The organism is Chromobacterium subtsugae, from assembly GCF_001676875.1.
GTDB classification, from domain to species: Bacteria; Pseudomonadota; Gammaproteobacteria; order Burkholderiales; family Chromobacteriaceae; genus Chromobacterium; species Chromobacterium subtsugae.
Window position 1 is genome coordinate 157,716 of the sequence record NZ_JYKA01000004.1, and the last position, 15,299, is coordinate 173,014.

Genomic DNA, 15,299 nt, shown 5'->3' on the forward strand with positions numbered 1-15,299 from the left:
GGAAGAATGCGGCGCTGCGCCGCATCGGCAGGCACAGCCAGCTTGAAGCCACGCCTGCGGAATATCGGCGGCAATTGTAACAAGCCCGCCTATGTTCAATATGAATATTTGCGGCAAAACTTCTTCAGATTGAGGGATTGGCGCAACACCGCCTCAAGCGCGGCGCGCCGGCTCGCTGTCGTGCAGGAAGCGGGTGTAGATGTCGCGTGGCGGCTGCAGGCCGCATTCGGCCAGCACGCGGCCCGCCGCGCCGCGATGGTAGCCGCCGTGGGTGATCACCTGCAGCAGCATCTCCGCCCGGCTCATCCGGCCATGGCCGCCATCGGTGAAGGTGAAATCGATGGCCTCGGCCAGCTCGGCCGCGCTCAGCGAGGATGAGTATTCCACATACCAGGCATCGGTTTCGCGCACCGCGGCCAGCAGCGCCGCCAATTCGGGCGTGTCCGGGGTGTTGGTGGCGGCGTAGCCGTGCGGCTGCCGCGTCAGGTTGCCGCGGAAGATCCGGTCCACAACGTGGATGTGGTTGAGGATGCGGATGGCGAGATGGCGCTTGTCCGGATGGGCCGCGCCATCCAGCCGCGCCGCCTCCGCATGCAGCTCTTCATCGGCCCAGGCCTTGTAACGGAACAAGGAGGGAAACAGCTCGGGGAAACTCATCTTGCGGCCTTTCGCGCCGGGCGGCGCTGGGGTGGGACAAGTTTCCCATTGTCTCACAGCGGACTTTCCGATGTCATCGCGCGCCGTAGGCGATCAGGAACACCTCCACCGCCGACGCCACCCAGGCCGGCCGGCTCTCCTTGGGCGCCAGTTGATCCACCAGGCCGGTGATCAGCGCCACCTGGCATTCGGCATGCACCAGGCCGTGGAAATGCATCGCCGCGGTCCACGGCGAGGCTTCGCGCAGGCGGCCGGCCTGCATCTCGGCGGCCATGAACTCGGCCAGATTGCCCCAGCCGACCTTCGGCCCGTTTTCATAAAACAACAGCCCCACCTCGGAGCGGCTGCCGCTGCCCATCACGATGGCGCGCAGCGCGCGCAATTCAGGACTGAACAGATTGTCCAGGTAGGCCTCGCCGAAATCCTGCAGCACCGCCGCCAGATCGCCGCCGGGCACCAGCTTGACGTAGACCTTGGACATTTCCCCGGCCAGGCAAGCCATCACCTCCAGGAACAGCTCTTCCTTGGACGAAAAATAGTTGTACAGCGTGGCCTTGGAGCCGCCGGCCCGGGTGGAGATTTCCGACATCGACGCCGCCTCGTAGCCGCGCTCCAGAAACACCTCGGTCGCCGCGGCGATGATCGCCTGACGCTTGCTTTCGCTTTTTGTGCGCATACCCACCTTAATACTGAACCGTACGGTTCAATTTTCCTTGACATCGCCGCTAGCTTGGAAATATAACTATACCGTACCGTACAGTTAAAACCAACAGCAAACAGATCGAGACCATGAGAACCGCTAAATTTTTCCCGCCGCGGCCGCTGTCCATCGGCCTATTGGCCGCGCTGGCGCTGCTGGGCGGCTGCGCCGCCGTGCCGGACATGGGTCCGGCGCCGCAGATCAAACCGCTGCAACCATACCAGAATACGCAAAGCCTGCCTTCTGAACAGGGTCAATGGGCCGCTGGCCAATGGTGGCGCAAATACGGCGATGCGCAGCTGAACAAGCTGATGGACGAAGCGCTGAGCCAGGCGCCCGACCTCGCCGCCGCCCGCGCCCGCGTCGAGCGCGCCGAGGGCCTGGCGCAGCAGGCCGGCGCCGCGCGGCTGCCCAGCGCGGACCTGAACGCGGCGATCAACCGCGACAAGCAAAGCTACAACAACGGCATGCCGGCGCCGATAGGCTTCAACAGCAGCGGCCGCGCCACGCTGGACTTCAGCTACGAGCTGGACTTCTGGGGCAAGAACCGCGCGTCGGTCGCCGCCGCCACTTCCGAGCTGACCGCGGCCCGCGCCGACTCCGCCCAGGCGCGGCTGATGCTGACCACCTCGCTGGCCGCCGGCTACGCCGAGCTGGCGCGGCTGTTCGCCGAGCGCGACGCCGCCGCCCAGGCGTTGGACGTGCGCAGCCACACCGCGCAGCTGATGAGCGAACGCCAGCGCCAGGGCATGGAAACGCTGGGCAGCGCGCGCCAGGCAGAGTCGCGCGAGGCGGCCGCCCGCGCCGACCTGGCCGCCGCCGACGAAAACATCGTCCTGCAGCGCCATAGCCTGGCGGCGCTGATCGGCGCCGGGCCGGACCGCGGCCTGGCCATCGCCCGCCCCGCCGCCGGCTTGTTTCGCGAACAGCGGCTCCCCGACACGCTGGCGGCGGAACTGCTGGGCCGCCGACCGGATCTGGCGGCCGCCCGTCTCCGCGCCGAAGCCGCGGCCAAGCGCATCGATGCCGCCGAGGCCCAGTTCTACCCCAACGTCAATCTCACCGCCTTCGTCGGCGCCCAGTCTTTGGGACTGGGACTGTTCGACAAGGCCGGTTCCGGCATAGCCGGCGTCGGCCCGGCGATCAATCTGCCTATCTTCCGCGGCGGCCAGTTGCAGGGCCAATACCGCGCCGCGCGCGGCGACTACGACGCCGCCGTCGCCAGCTACGACGCCGCGCTGAGCCAGGCCTTGCGCGAAACCGCCGACGCCGTGGCCAGCCAGGCCGCGCTCACGCCGCAGCTGGAGCAGCGCCGGCTGGCGCTGCAAACCGCCGACGAAGCCTACCGCGTCAGCCAGAACCGCTATCAGGGCGGGCTGGCCAACTACCTGGACGTGCTGAACGCCGAAGACGGCGTCATCGCCAGCCGCCGCAGCCTGGCCGCGCTGGACGCGCGCCGCTTCGCGCTGGACGTCGCCCTGATCAAAGCCCTGGGCGGCGGCTACCAACAAACCGAACCACAGGCCGCCCGCTGAGGCCGCCGGCAATCCCACACAAGGAATCCCCATCATGAGCGAAAACGTACAAGCCCTGCCGGCCTCCGAAGCGCCCGCTGCCGCAGGCCGTCCCCTGCAACGCAAGAAGCTGTTCACGCTGCTGTTCGGCGCGGTGGCCGCCGCCGCCGTCGGCTACGGCGGCTACTGGACGCTGGTCGGCTCCCGCCATGTCAGCACCGACAACGCCTATGTCGCCGCCGAGATCGCCCAAGTGACGCCCGAAGTGGCCGGCACCATCCAGCAGGTGAAGGTGGTCGACACCCAGCCGGTGAAAGCCGGCGACGTGCTGGTGGTGCTGAACGACAGCGACGCCAAGCTGGCGCTGGCCCAGGCCGAAGCCGACCTCGCCCGCGCCGAGCGCCGGGTGAAGGGCTACTTCGCCAATGACGAGGGCCTGAGCGCCCAGGCCCAGGCGCGCAGCGCCGACGAGGCCCGCTCCGCCGCGCAGCTGGCCTCGGCCCGCGCCGACCTGGAGCGCGCGAAACTCGACCTGCAGCGCCGCCAGGCGCTGGCGAAAAGCGGCTCGGTGTCCGGCGAGGAACTGAGCAACGCGCAAAACGCCTACGCCACCGCCGCGGCCAGCCTGAAAGCCGCCGAAGCCGCCAGCCAGCAAAGCGCGGCCAACTACCGCGCCGCCGTCGGCAGCCTGAAAGCCAACCAGACGCTGACCGCCGACACCACGGTGGCAGACAACCCGGAAGTGACGCTGGCGCGCGCCAAGCGCGACCAGGCACGGCTGGACCTGGCGCGCACGGTGATCCGCGCCCAGGTGGACGGCGTGGTGGCCAAGCGCCAGGCCCAGGTGGGGCAGCGGGTGCAGTCCGGCACGCCGCTGATGTCGTTGGTGCCGCTGCAGAACGCCCACGTCGACGCCAATTTCAAGGAAGTGCAGCTGAACAAGGTGCGTGTCGGCCAACCGGTGGAGCTGACCGCCGACCTCTACGGCGGCAAGGTGGTCTACCACGGCAAGGTGGCCGGCCTGTCCGGCGGCTCCGGCGCCGCCTTCGCGATGATTCCGGCGCAGAACGCCACCGGCAACTGGATCAAGGTGGTGCAGCGGCTGCCGGTGCGCGTCGCGCTGGACCCGGCCGAGCTGAAGGCCCATCCGCTGCAGGTGGGCTTGTCGATGGAAGCCACCATAGACGTCAGCGAGTGAGGCCCCCATGTCTAGCGCGAATCCCGCCGTCCAGCAGCCGCTGACCGGCAATATGCTGTGGCTGGCGGCGCTGGTGCTGGCCGCCGCCAACTTCATGGTGGTGCTGGACACCACCATCGCCAACGTGTCGGTGCCGAATATCGCCGGCGGCCTGGCGGTGTCGTCCAGCCAGGGCACCTATGTGATCACCTCCTACGCGGTGGCCGAGGCCATCATCGTGCCGCTGACCGGCTGGCTGGCGGCGCGCCTCGGCACCGTGCGGCTGTTCGTCGGCTCGATGCTGCTGTTCGGCCTGTTCTCCATGCTGTGCGGCCTGGCCGGCTCGCTGGAGACGCTGGTGCTGTTCCGCGTGCTGCAAGGCCTGGCCGGCGGCCCGCTGATGCCGATGTCGCAGACGCTGCTGCTGCAGATCTTCCCCAAGCACAAGGCCGGCGCGGCGATAGGCCTGTGGAGCATGACCACGCTGGTGGCGCCCATCATGGGCCCCATCCTCGGCGGCACGCTGTGCGACCAGGCCAGCTGGCCGTGGATCTTCTACATCAACGTGCCGATCGCGCTGGGTTGCGGCTTTCTGGGCTGGAGCCTGCTCAAGCGCTACCAGAGCCAGGTGCTCAAGCTGCGGATAGACGTGGTGGGCCTGGCGCTGCTGATGGTGTGGGTGGCTTCGCTGCAGCTGATGCTGGACAAGGGCAAGGAGCTGGATTGGTTCGGCTCCCCCATCATCGTCGGCCTGGCCATCGCCGCGCTGGTCGGCTTCGCCGCCTTCCTGATCTGGGAGCTGACCGAGGCGCAGCCCATCGTGGACCTCAGGGTGTTCCGCCACCGCGGCTTCTGGGCCAGCGTGCTGACCATCTCCCTGGCCTTCGGCTCCTTCTTCGGCGCCACGGTGCTGACGCCGCAGTGGCTGCAGGCCTATATGGGCTACACCGCCACCCAGGCCGGCTACGCCACCGCGATGAGCGGCATCCTTGCGGTGATGGTGGCGCCGGTCGCCGCCAAGCTGTCCACCAAGCTCGACCCGCGCAAGCTGGTGTTCTGCGGCGTGATGTGGCTGGGCTGCGTCACGCTGTACCGCAGTTTCTCCACCACCGACATGGGTTTCTGGCAGGTGGCGCTGCCGCTGCTGTTCCAGGGCCTGGGCATGCCGTTCTTCTTCGTGCCGCTGACCGGCCTGGCGCTGGCCAGCGTCGAGCCGGCGGAAGTGGCCTCGGCGGCCGGCCTGATGAGCTTCATGCGCACGCTGTCCGGCGCCTTCGCCACCTCGCTGGTGACCACCGCCTGGGACGACAAGGCCAATTACAACCATGCCGAGCTGGTCGGCATGGTGGACGGCGGCGGCGACGCGCTGCGCGCGCTGACCGGCAGCGGCCTGTCCGACAGCACGGCCTGGGGCACCATCGAGCAAGCGCTGCAGGCGCAAAGCATCATGCTGTCCACCAACCAGATCTTCTGGCTGGCCGGCCTGTCCTTCATCGTCGCCGCCTGCGCGATCTGGCTGGCGCCCCGGCCCAGCCGCGTCGCCGACACCAGCCAGGCCCACTGAGCCATCCCGTTTTCACCAGCTTGCCCCGCGCCCTTGTGGCCGGGGCTTTTTTTCGTCCTGTATCGAAGGCCAGTCTTTACATACGGCCACCATCTTGTAACAGACTTTTACATATACAGCGTGCTATCAATATGCCGACACAATAACTCATGCCGGCGCTGCCGGCGGCGCCTCCGCCTTTCATTCAACGCAGACAGGAAACCCCCAGCAATGAAACATTCGATCCAGCGGCTGGCGCTCGCCGCCGCCGCCGCGCTCGCCTGCCAGGCCGCCGCCGCCGCGCCGCTGCAGCCCATCCGCCACGACGCCTTCGCCCAGGCCTGCCAGGCGCTATGGGGCAGCGCAAACGCCCGCAGCCATTGGGTGAAGGACGACGGCCAGGGCGGCCTCGCCTACGCGCCGCTGAACGGCGACGGCGACCGCATCATGGACTTCTCCAGCGCCGGCTACATGGGCGGCGGCGTGGCGCTGCCGGCCGCGCCGGTGAAGGCGACGGTGAAGCCCAGCGGCAACGCGGCCGGCGACCTCGCCAACATCCAGGCCGCCATCGCCAAGGTGGCCGCCTTGCCGGCGGTGAACGGCGTGCGCGGCGCGGTGCTGCTGGCGTCCGGCACCTTCCTGCTGAATGGGCCGATTCAACTGAATCAGGATGGGGTGGTGCTGCGCGGCAGCGGCTCCGGCGCCGGCGGCACCGTGCTGAAGGCGCAAGGCAGCGGCCACGCGATGCTGAGCCTGGGCGGCGCCAGCGCCCGCCTGACGCCGGTCGGTTCCACCGCCATCATCAGCGACAGCTATGTGCCGTCCGGCAGCCGCGTCATCCACGTGGCCAGCGCCTCCGGCTTCCAGCCCGGCGACGCGGTGATGGTGCGCCGCCGCGCCAGCGCCGAATGGATCCACTTCATGGACATGGACCAGCTGGTCCGCGATGGCCAGGCCCAGACCTGGATCAACGCCGGCAACAACAACGAAATCTGGCTGCGCACCGTCGCCGCCGTCAGCGGCAACCAGCTGACGCTGGACATCCCGCTGTCCGACTCCTTCGACAGCGGCTACCTGGGAACGAACGGCGGCAGCGTGCAGAAATACCAGGCCAGCGGCATCGCCGCCCAGATCGGCGCCGAGCACCTGGCGCTGGAAGGCCTGCCCAACGGCAGCGGCACCGACTACGGCGTCGCCAACCTGGACAATCTGGCCGACGGCTGGCTCAACGACATCCAGGCGCACAACTTCACCAACGGCGTGGTGGTCGGCAAGCAGGCGCGCCGCCTCACCCTGGAAAGCATCGCGCTGAATCACGACCACAACAACGTCGATTGCAAGGGCGCCAAGGCCTTCGAATTCAGCATCGCCGGCAGCCAAGTGCTGGTGGACCGCAGCGCGTCCACCGGCAGCAAGAAGTCGTTCTACTACGCCACTCAGGCCCAGGCCGGCGGCCCCAACGTGCTGCTGCACTTCAGCGGCCGCGCCGAAGCCTGCGGCAATATCGAACCGCACCAGCGCTGGGCCACCGGCCTGTTGGTGGACAACGCCGACATCAGCGGCGCGATCGCGCTGGGCAACCGCGGCGCCGATGGCAGCGGCCACGGCTGGAGCATGGGCTGGGGCGTGGCGTGGAATGCCAAGGCCGACCAGCTGGCCATCGCCGCGCCGCCCGGCGCCACCAACTGGGCGATCGGCAGCAGCGGCGCGCTGACGCCCAATGTGCCGGACGCCCAGGGCGTGCCGGTGCCGCCCAAGCTGGGGACAGTCGACTCGGTCAACGTCCGCGTCGGTCCGGACAGCCTGTACCTGATGCAGCTGTGCCAGCGGCTGGGGCCGCAGGCGGTGAAGAACATCGGCTATTGATGGATGTTTGAAATGAAATGATAAGAGGCCCAAACGGGCCTCTTTCGCGTTCAAAACGGCGCGCGCCTCAGTGCAAGTCTCCGTTTTCCCACATCTGCGCCAGCCGCTCCGGCCAGAACAGCTTGGGCAACTGCAGCACCGCCGGCGTCGACGGATGGGTCAGAATCGGATACCAGCGCCCGGTGATGCGCGCATTCGGCGCGTAACGGCGGAAGAACATCGCGGTGGACGCCTCGACGGGACGCTCGGACCAGGCCTGCGGCAAGGTCATGCTCAGGCAGCGGCCCATTTCGTCCGTCACCAGCTGGGCCAGCCGCGCCCGCTCCTCGTCCGCCTGCTCAGTGTTCTTCAACTGGTACAAATCGCTGGCCAACACCGCCAGCGCTTGCGGCTGGCGATCGAAATACGGGTCGCCGGAATGCAGCAGCAACAGCGGGTGATCATAGCCGCCAACCTCGAACAGCAAGCGGTTGGCCTGCACCAGCGCGGCCCAGCGCACGCTGCCGTGGTTGAACAGCAGCCTCTGCTGGCGATAGATTTCCTGCAGGCCGTCCTCTGCCGCGATGAAGGTTGGCGGATGGGTGTGCAGCAGGCGCCCGCACACGCCGTGCCACCATCTGGGACGCTTGGCGAAATTGCGCCGGGTTTGCGCCAGCAGCTCGCCCATCGAGGTATCGACAAAAAACTCCGGCTTATTCATCGCGCGTCAGCACTTCCAGCAACTCGATCTCGAACACCAGATTGGAATGGGCCGGAATGCGGTCGCCGATCTGGCGCTCGCCATAGGCCAGGTGCGCCGGCACCCACAGCTTGCGCTTGCCGCCCACTCTCATGCCCATCATCCCCTGGTCCCAGCCCTTGATCACGCGGCCGGTGCCGATCACGCACTGGAACGGCCGGCCCTTGTCGATGGAGGAGTCGAACTGGGTCCCATCCTCCAGCCAGCCGGTGTAATGGGTGGTGATCAGAGCGCCGCGCACGGCTTCCTTGCCCTCGCCCACCACCAGGTCTTCCATCTTCAATTCTTCGCTCATTGCTCTTCATCCACCAACGCCGCGCGGGCGCAAACCGCTATTGTACTCCGCGCGGCGAGCGATGGATCAGGCGTCCCAGGCCGGGGCGAAATCCGGATCGGCGATGCGGCCGCCGTCTTCCAGCTTGGCGATGCGCGCCATGTCGTCCTCGTCCAGGCGCAGCGTCAGCGCGTCCAGATTGGCCGCCAGATTGGCGCGTTTGGTCGACGACGGAATCACCGCGATGTCCTGCCGCAGCTGCCAGGCCAAGGCCACCTGCGCCGCCGTCGCGCCATGCTTCTGGCCGATGGCTTGCAGAACCGGATCGCTGACAACGCGACCGTAGGCCAGCGGCATGTAGCCGGTCAGCGCGATGCCGTGCTCGCGGCAAAAATCGCGCACCTTCAGGTTTTGCAGGTAGGGATGCACTTCCAGCTGGTGGGTGCCGATGGCGTCGGCGCCGACGGCGTCCATCGCCTGCTTCAGGTGGGCGATGGTGAAGTTGGACACGCCGATGTCGCGGGTCAGGCCCAGTTGCTTCGCCTCCGCCAGCTGTTCCATGTACACCGCCACCGGCACTTCGTCCTTGGGCGACGGCCAATGGATCAGCGCCATGTCCACGCTGTCCAGGCCCAGCTTGTCCAGGCTCTCGCGCAGGCTGGGGATCAGCAGGCCGGGGCCGAACTTGTCGGTCCAGATCTTGGTGGTGACGTAGAGTTCGCCGCGCGGCACGCCGCCCTTGGCGATGGCGCGGCCGACGTCGGCCTCGTTGCGGTAGATCTGCGCGGTGTCGATGTGGCGGTAGCCCAGCTCCAGGCCCATCGCCACCGATTCTTCGGCTTGTTGATCCTTCAGGCGGAAGGTGCCCACGCCCAGTTTCGGCATTTTCATCATGCGTTTCCTTTTGCGATGTGAGGCCGAGCGGCGCGCGCCCGGCGAGAGAATCAGATGCGGCCGGCGGCAACCGTCATGCCCGAAGCATGGCCGGCATCCAGCCTACCCGACCAGGCGGTCAACAGCCAGGCCCCCAGCACGATCAATGCGCCTATCCAAGGCGTGGCCATCAGCCCCAGGCTGGCCACCACGTGGCCGCCCAGCCAGGCGCCGCCGGCTATGCCGACATTGAAAGCCGCGATATTGAGGCCGGAGGCCACGTCCACCGCCTGCGGCACCCGCGCCCTGGCCTGCGACACCACGTACAGCTGCAGTCCGGCCACGTTGCCGAAGGCCACCGCGCCCCAGGCCAGCACCGTCAGCGCCACCAGCCACTTGGAGCCGGCGGTGAAGGTCAGGGCCAGCAGCACCAGCGCCAAGCCCGCGAAAATGATCTTCAGCGCGGCCACCGGCCCCTTGCGGTCGGCCAGGCGGCCGCCCCAGATATTGCCGATGGCTACCGACACGCCGTACAGCAGCATGATCAGCGCCACCGCGCCCGGCGCGAAGCCGCTCACAGTCTCCAGCATCGGCGCAAGGAAAGTGAAAGCGGTGAAGGAGCCGCCGTAGCCCAGCGCCGTCATCGCGTACACCAGCAGCAGCCGCGGCTGCGCCAGCACCGCCAGCTGGCTGGACAGCGAAGCCGGCGCCGGCTTGGGCAGATTGGACGGCACCAGCGCCAGGCTGCCCAGCAGCGCCACAACACCCAGCAGCGACACCGCCAGAAAGGTGGCCTGCCAGCCGAAATGCTGGCCGATGAAGGTGCCCAGCGGCACGCCGGTCACCAGCGCCACGGTCAGGCCGGAGAACATCAGCGCGATGGCGCTGGCGCCCTTGTCCTTGGGCACCAGGCCGGTGGCCAGCGTCGAACCTATCGAGAAGAACACGCCGTGCGCCAGGCCGGTCAGCAGCCGGGCGGCAATCAGCGCCTGGTAGCCCGGCGCCTGCCAGGCCACCAGATTGCCGATGGTGAACAAGGCCATCAGCCCGATCAACAGCCATTTGCGCGGCAGGCGGCCGGTCAGCGCGGTCAGCAGCGGCGCGCCGACGGCCACGCCCAGCGCGTACAGGCTGACCAACAGGCCGGCCGACGGCAGCGACACGCCGAGGCTGGCGGAGATGGTGGGAATCAGGCCGACGATGACGAATTCCGTCGTGCCGATGGCGAAGGCGCTGAGCGTCAGCGCCCAAAGTGCGAGAGGCATGATGCGCTCCGGTTGGGAATCAGGACGCCGATTGTCCGCGCTTGCCTTCCGCGGAAAAATGGGCTGTAGTGACAAGGTCTTTTGCGTAAAAATTGATAATGCTGAGCACGGAAAGCCTGATTACCTTTATCGCCATCATGGATTGCGGCTCGTTCACCGCCGCCGCCGAGCAACTGGGCGTCACCGCGTCCAATGTCAGCCGCAGCCTGGCGCAGCTGGAAAAGCAGCTGGGCGTGCGCCTGCTCACCCGCACCACGCGGCGGCTGGAGCTGACCGAGGAAGGCGCCTGGCTGCTGGAGCGCGCCCGCGCCATCGCGCAAAGCCTGGACGACGCCGAACAGCAGCTGCAGGCCGCGGCGGCGCGCCCGTCCGGCCTGGTGCGCGTCAACGCCGCCATCCCGGTGCTGAATCATCTGCTGGCGCCGCTGCTGGCCGGTTTCCAGGCGCGCTATCCCGACATCCGGCTGGAGCTGACCGGCGCCGAAGCCGTGGTGGATTTGATAGAGGAACGCGCGGACCTGGCGATACGCGTCGGCCCGCTGGCCGACTCGACGCTGAACGCGCGGCTGCTGTGCGAAAGCCCGCTGCGCATCGTCGCCGCGCCCGGCTATCTGCGGCAACGCGGCCATCCCCGAAGCGCGGCGGACTTGCCGGGCCACCGCCTGCTCGGCTTCACCAGCCCGGCCACGCTGAACCTGTGGCCGCTGGGCGCGCGCGGCCTGAAAGTGTCGCCGTCGCCGGCCGCCTCCAGCGGCGCCACGCTGCGCGCGCTGGCGCTGCAAGGCTGCGGCATCGCCTGCCTGGCGGACTTTCTGGTGGGGCCGGACATCGCCGCCGGCCGCTTGGCGGACATCCGCTTGCCGGAACAGCAGGACTGGAAACAGCCGATCTGGGCGGTGTTCTACAAACAGGGCCGGCCGCAACCGCGCGTCGCCTGCCTGGTGGACTACCTGGCGGCGGCGCTGGCGGAGCCGGCCGGCGGCTCCCCGCCCGCAAGCCAGCACGCCGCCGCGGCCGCCAACCCTTCCCCCGCCCATCCAACATGAAACGGCTGCCTCCCCTGTTGCTGGCCTGTTGGGCCGTCAGCGCCACTGCAGCCTCGGTGGTGGTGGGCGTCGGCGACCAGGCGTTTCCGCCATACAAGCTGGGCAACCAGACGCTGGACCCGCGCCGCCCGGGCCTGTCGGTGGAGCTGGTTCGCCTCGCCAGCCAAAGCTGCGGACTGCAGGCCGATTTCCGGCTACTGCCCGGCGCCCGGCTGTTGAAGGAATTGGAAAACGGCAATGTCGACGCGGTGATGATGCTTTCCTACACGCCTGAACGCGCCCGCTTCGCCGTCTATCCGCTGCGCAGCGGGCTGCCGGACGAAGCCCGCCGGCTAGCGACGCTCAGCTACGTGCTGTACGCGCTCAAGGGCAGCCGGCTGGCCTGGGATGGCCATCATCTGTCCAATCAAAAACGCGCCATCGGCACCAACGCCGGCTGGTCCATCAACCTGGATCTGCAGCGCATGGGGATTCCGGCCGAGGCCGCCAACAGCGTCGAACAGAATTTCGACAAGCTGCTCAGCCGCCATATCGACGGCTACGCGGTGCACGAATCGCTGGGCGACGCGTACCTGGCGCGCCATCCGGCGCTGCCGGCGCGCAAGCTGTCGCCGCCTATCAGCACCAAGCCCTACTTCCTGCCGTTTTCGCGCCGCTACGCCGCCACGCAGCCCAGGCAGATGCAGTGCGTCTGGCAAGCCATCGCCGCCAATCGCGACGAATTGCTGCGGCAGCGCATCGCCGCTTATCTGGACGACAAGCGCTGAAACGGGGCGATATTCGGTCAGCGGAGCGATAACACTGCCCGCCGGGATGAAAAACACGCCGGCGCGACGGCGCCGCGGGCGATAGCGAACCTGGGAAAATTAGAACAAACAACAGCAAACGCCGCTCGCAGGCCAGCGAACAGCCAAACGCCAACAGGCGGATATGAAGGATATGAGGCGGAATTTACCTGCGCTGCTTAAGCTGCACCAACGCCATCACGATCAGCAACAGCAGCAGGATGGCTGCCACGCCAATAGGCGCCAGCCCCCACCAAACACTGTTGCCGGAAAGATACGCCACCAGCGCAATCAACAAGCTCAACAAGATGAAAATCTTCATTCGCATACACTACCTGGGGCCCCGCCATGACAGTCGAACGACGCCTCGACACAGCCTGGCCCGTGCTGGAAAAACAAAAATAGTTACACTTATTCAATATGTTACATCAGAAACCAGCCATCGTTCCCTCTATGGCGGCATTCAATAATAGGTACTTAAAATAGTATGCATTGTGAAATATGATATCACGCCAAACCTACTGACGGCTGATGCCATCCGCGCGCTTGCGCCGACACGCATAGCCATCATTCTGCCAGTCGCCCCACCCCGCATGCTACAGACGGCTCATCTCCCGCGCGGCTCCACCAGCCGTCATTGCCGCTAAGCTCTCTCCCCTGCACTACAATACCAAAAGCATAAATCTCCCTATCTTTGTCCGCGGGAACTTCGCCGGAGAACGCACTTCCTAGCAATAAGCGCGCCATCAGCAGCACCGTATCGCCATACCGCATCCATCCCGGAATCCACTGGAGAAACGCCATGCAATTGAACGGAAAAGTCGCCCTGATCACCGGAGCCGCCAGCGGCATAGGCAAGGAAATCGCCATTGTGTACGCCAAGGCCGGCGCGGCGGTGGCCATCGCCGACATCAATCTGGACGCCGCCCGCAAGACCGCCGACGAAATCGCCTCCGCCGGCGGCAAGGCAATCGGCGTGGCGATGGACGTCACCAACGAGGACGCGGTCAACCAGGGCACCCAGCAGGTGGTGGACGCCTTCGGCCGGCTGGACATCCTGGTGTCCAACGCCGGCATCCAGATCGTCAATCCCATCGTCAACTACAGCTTCGCCGACTGGAAAAAGATGCAGGCCATCCACGTGGACGGCGCCTTCCTCACCACCAAGGCCGCGCTGCAGCACATGTACAAGGACAAGCAAGGCGGCGTGGTGATCTACATGGGATCGGTGCACTCGCACGAGGCCTCGCCGCTGAAATCGGCCTACGTCGCCGCCAAGCACGCGCTCTTGGGCCTGGCCCGGGTGCTGGCCAAGGAAGGCGCGCCCTACAATGTGCGCTCGCACGTGATCTGCCCCGGCTTCGTGCGCACGCCGCTGGTGGACAAGCAGATTCCGGAACAGGCGAAGGAGCTGGGCATCAGCGAGGACGAAGTCGTCAAGCGCGTGATGCTGGGCAATACCGTCGACGGCGTGTTCACCACGGTGGACGATGTGGCGCAGACCGCGCTGTTCCTGGCCGCCTTCCCCAGCGCCGCGCTGACCGGACAATCTTTCGTGGTCAGCCACGGCTGGTTCATGCAATAAGGGGCCGGCATGGCGCAAACCAAGCTCAACCCGGCCTGCCACGTCGACGCCGGCATCCACCACAGCCCCGCCCTGCCCGCCGGCCACCGCTACCAGGTGGTGGCGCTGGTGCTGCAAGGCGGCGGCGCGCTGGGCGCTTATCAGGCCGGCGTCTACCAGGGGCTGGCCGAGGCGAACCTGCACCCCAACTGGGTGGCCGGCATCTCCATCGGCGCCCTCAACGCCGCCATCATCGCCGGCAACCCGCCCGAAACGCGCGCCGACAAGCTGGAGCAGTTCTGGAACACCATCAGCCGCCAGCCGCTGCTGCCGCCCAGCCCGCACAATCTGCTGGACCTGGGGCAGACGCTGCCGCCGTCGCTGCAGGGCCTGTTCAACGGCTGGGAAGCCTGGCGCGCGCTGACCGAAGGCCAGAACGGCTTCTTCGTGCCGCGCAAGCTGGTCGGCGCCGGCAGCCTGCTGCGCCCCGGCAACGCCAGTTTCTACGACACCTCGCCGCTGAAGAGCACGCTGGAAAAGCTGGTGGATTTCGACCGCCTCAACGACAGCGGCGAAATGCGGGTGTCGGTGGGCGCGGTGAACGTGAGAAGCGGCAACTTCGTCTACTTCGACAACACCCGCGAAAGGCTGCGCGCCGAGCACTTCATGGCCTCCGGCGCGCTGCCGCCGGGCTTTCCAGCGGTGGAGATAGACGGCGAGCACTACTGGGACGGCGGCATGGTGTCCAACACCCCGCTGCAGCAGGTGCTGACGGCCCAGCCGCGCAAGCATTCGCTGGTGTTCCAGGTGGACCTGTGGAACGCGCGCGGCGCGCTGCCGGAAGACTTGTCCAAGGTGGCGCTGCGGCAGAAGGACATCCAGTTCTCCAGCCGCACCCGGATGATCACCGGCTATATGCAGGAAGCCCAGCAGTTTCGCCAGATGCTGCGCGAAGTGCTGGAACTGGTGCCGGAGGAGAAGCGGCAGGCGCCGGCCTACCGACGCGCCGCCCAGCAAGCCTGCGACCGGCTGTTCAACGTCATCCACCTGATCTATCAGGACAAACCCTGCGAAGGCCACTACAAGGACTACCAGTTCAGCGCCAGCACCATGCGCGAACACTGGCAGAGCGGGCTGTCCGATATCCGCCGCAGCCTCAGCCACCCCGACTGGCTGCAGATGCCGCCGCCGGAGCGGCCCTTCACCACCCACGACGTGCACCGGCTCCACCAGGCCTAACCCCCTCGCCCGCCGCCGTCCTCCCGGACGGCGGCAAGCCAGATCCAGCCCCAGAGG

The 15,299-nt window shown here is 67.2% G+C and carries 15 protein-coding genes; 8 read left to right on the top strand and 7 right to left on the bottom strand.

Going from position 1 to position 15,299, the window contains the following annotated elements; translation table 11 throughout:
• Window positions 1-153 precede the first annotated feature (153 nt).
• Together MY55_RS06540 and MY55_RS06545 are read right to left on the bottom strand one after the other, a co-directional pair.
• A complete protein-coding gene (locus MY55_RS06540; protein ID WP_047244265.1) occupies window positions 154-657 on the bottom strand; it encodes a DinB family protein in 504 nt (167 codons plus the stop codon).
• A 73-nt stretch (window positions 658-730) separates the two neighbouring features.
• Entirely contained in the window at window positions 731-1,333 is a 603-nt protein-coding gene (locus tag MY55_RS06545) for a TetR/AcrR family transcriptional regulator (protein WP_065202131.1), read from the bottom strand.
• A 113-nt stretch (window positions 1,334-1,446) separates the two neighbouring features.
• Between MY55_RS06545 and MY55_RS06550 the strand changes: the two genes are divergently transcribed.
• The 4 genes from MY55_RS06550 (at window position 1,447) to MY55_RS06565 (ending at window position 7,457) form a co-directional block, all read left to right on the top strand.
• Complete coding sequence (locus MY55_RS06550; RefSeq protein ID WP_043580990.1) at window positions 1,447-2,892, top strand: efflux transporter outer membrane subunit; 1,446 nt, start codon at window positions 1,447-1,449, stop codon at window positions 2,890-2,892.
• A gap of 34 nt (window positions 2,893-2,926) precedes the next feature.
• Window positions 2,927-4,069, top strand: a complete 1,143-nt coding sequence (locus MY55_RS06555) for an HlyD family secretion protein (protein WP_065202132.1) — start codon at window positions 2,927-2,929, stop codon at window positions 4,067-4,069.
• A gap of 7 nt (window positions 4,070-4,076) precedes the next feature.
• A complete protein-coding gene (locus MY55_RS06560) occupies window positions 4,077-5,612 on the top strand; it encodes a DHA2 family efflux MFS transporter permease subunit (protein WP_065202133.1) in 1,536 nt (511 codons plus the stop codon).
• Between the two features lie 210 nt (window positions 5,613-5,822).
• Window positions 5,823-7,457 (top strand): hypothetical protein, encoded by a 1,635-nt coding sequence (locus tag MY55_RS06565; protein WP_065202134.1) that lies wholly within the window; start codon window positions 5,823-5,825, stop codon window positions 7,455-7,457.
• 67 nt (window positions 7,458-7,524) lie between these two features.
• On the opposite strand, the gene MY55_RS06570 is transcribed toward MY55_RS06565, so the two are convergent.
• From MY55_RS06570 to MY55_RS06585, 4 genes are all read right to left on the bottom strand, one after another.
• Window positions 7,525-8,157 (bottom strand): hypothetical protein, encoded by a 633-nt coding sequence (locus tag MY55_RS06570; RefSeq protein WP_152681556.1) that lies wholly within the window; start codon window positions 8,155-8,157, stop codon window positions 7,525-7,527.
• Window positions 8,150-8,491 (bottom strand): FKBP-type peptidyl-prolyl cis-trans isomerase, encoded by a 342-nt coding sequence (locus tag MY55_RS06575; protein WP_043580999.1) that lies wholly within the window; start codon window positions 8,489-8,491, stop codon window positions 8,150-8,152. The genes MY55_RS06570 and MY55_RS06575 overlap by 8 nt, the downstream gene beginning before the upstream one ends.
• 66 nt (window positions 8,492-8,557) lie before the next feature.
• Window positions 8,558-9,361, bottom strand: coding sequence for a 2,5-didehydrogluconate reductase DkgB (gene dkgB / locus MY55_RS06580; RefSeq protein ID WP_099049611.1), 804 nt, complete (start codon window positions 9,359-9,361; stop codon window positions 8,558-8,560).
• A gap of 53 nt (window positions 9,362-9,414) precedes the next feature.
• Complete coding sequence (locus tag MY55_RS06585) at window positions 9,415-10,608, bottom strand: MFS transporter (protein ID WP_065202136.1); 1,194 nt, start codon at window positions 10,606-10,608, stop codon at window positions 9,415-9,417.
• Between the two features lie 98 nt (window positions 10,609-10,706).
• Here MY55_RS06585 and MY55_RS06590 point away from each other — a divergent pair, with 98 nt between their 5' ends.
• Together MY55_RS06590 and MY55_RS06595 are read left to right on the top strand one after the other, a co-directional pair.
• Window positions 10,707-11,654: a LysR family transcriptional regulator gene (locus MY55_RS06590; protein WP_043581003.1), complete on the top strand. Its 948-nt coding sequence runs from the start codon at window positions 10,707-10,709 to the stop codon at window positions 11,652-11,654.
• Window positions 11,651-12,421: a substrate-binding periplasmic protein gene (locus tag MY55_RS06595; protein WP_047238079.1), complete on the top strand. Its 771-nt coding sequence runs from the start codon at window positions 11,651-11,653 to the stop codon at window positions 12,419-12,421. The genes MY55_RS06590 and MY55_RS06595 overlap by 4 nt, the downstream gene beginning before the upstream one ends.
• A 184-nt stretch (window positions 12,422-12,605) precedes the next feature.
• On the opposite strand, the gene MY55_RS23140 is transcribed toward MY55_RS06595, so the two are convergent.
• Window positions 12,606-12,761 carry a DUF3309 domain-containing protein gene (locus MY55_RS23140; protein ID WP_101527478.1) on the bottom strand — a complete coding sequence of 52 codons (156 nt, stop codon included), beginning with the start codon at window positions 12,759-12,761 and terminating at the stop codon, window positions 12,606-12,608.
• Between the two features lie 480 nt (window positions 12,762-13,241).
• Here MY55_RS23140 and MY55_RS06600 point away from each other — a divergent pair, with 480 nt between their 5' ends.
• Together MY55_RS06600 and MY55_RS06605 are read left to right on the top strand one after the other, a co-directional pair.
• Entirely contained in the window at window positions 13,242-14,024 is a 783-nt protein-coding gene (locus MY55_RS06600) for a 3-hydroxybutyrate dehydrogenase (protein ID WP_043581005.1), read from the top strand.
• 9 nt (window positions 14,025-14,033) lie between these two features.
• The gene (locus tag MY55_RS06605; RefSeq protein ID WP_047238081.1) at window positions 14,034-15,242 is read left to right on the top strand and encodes a patatin-like phospholipase family protein; all 1,209 of its coding nucleotides are present in this window, start codon (window positions 14,034-14,036) and stop codon (window positions 15,240-15,242) included.
• Window positions 15,243-15,299 lie beyond the last annotated feature (57 nt).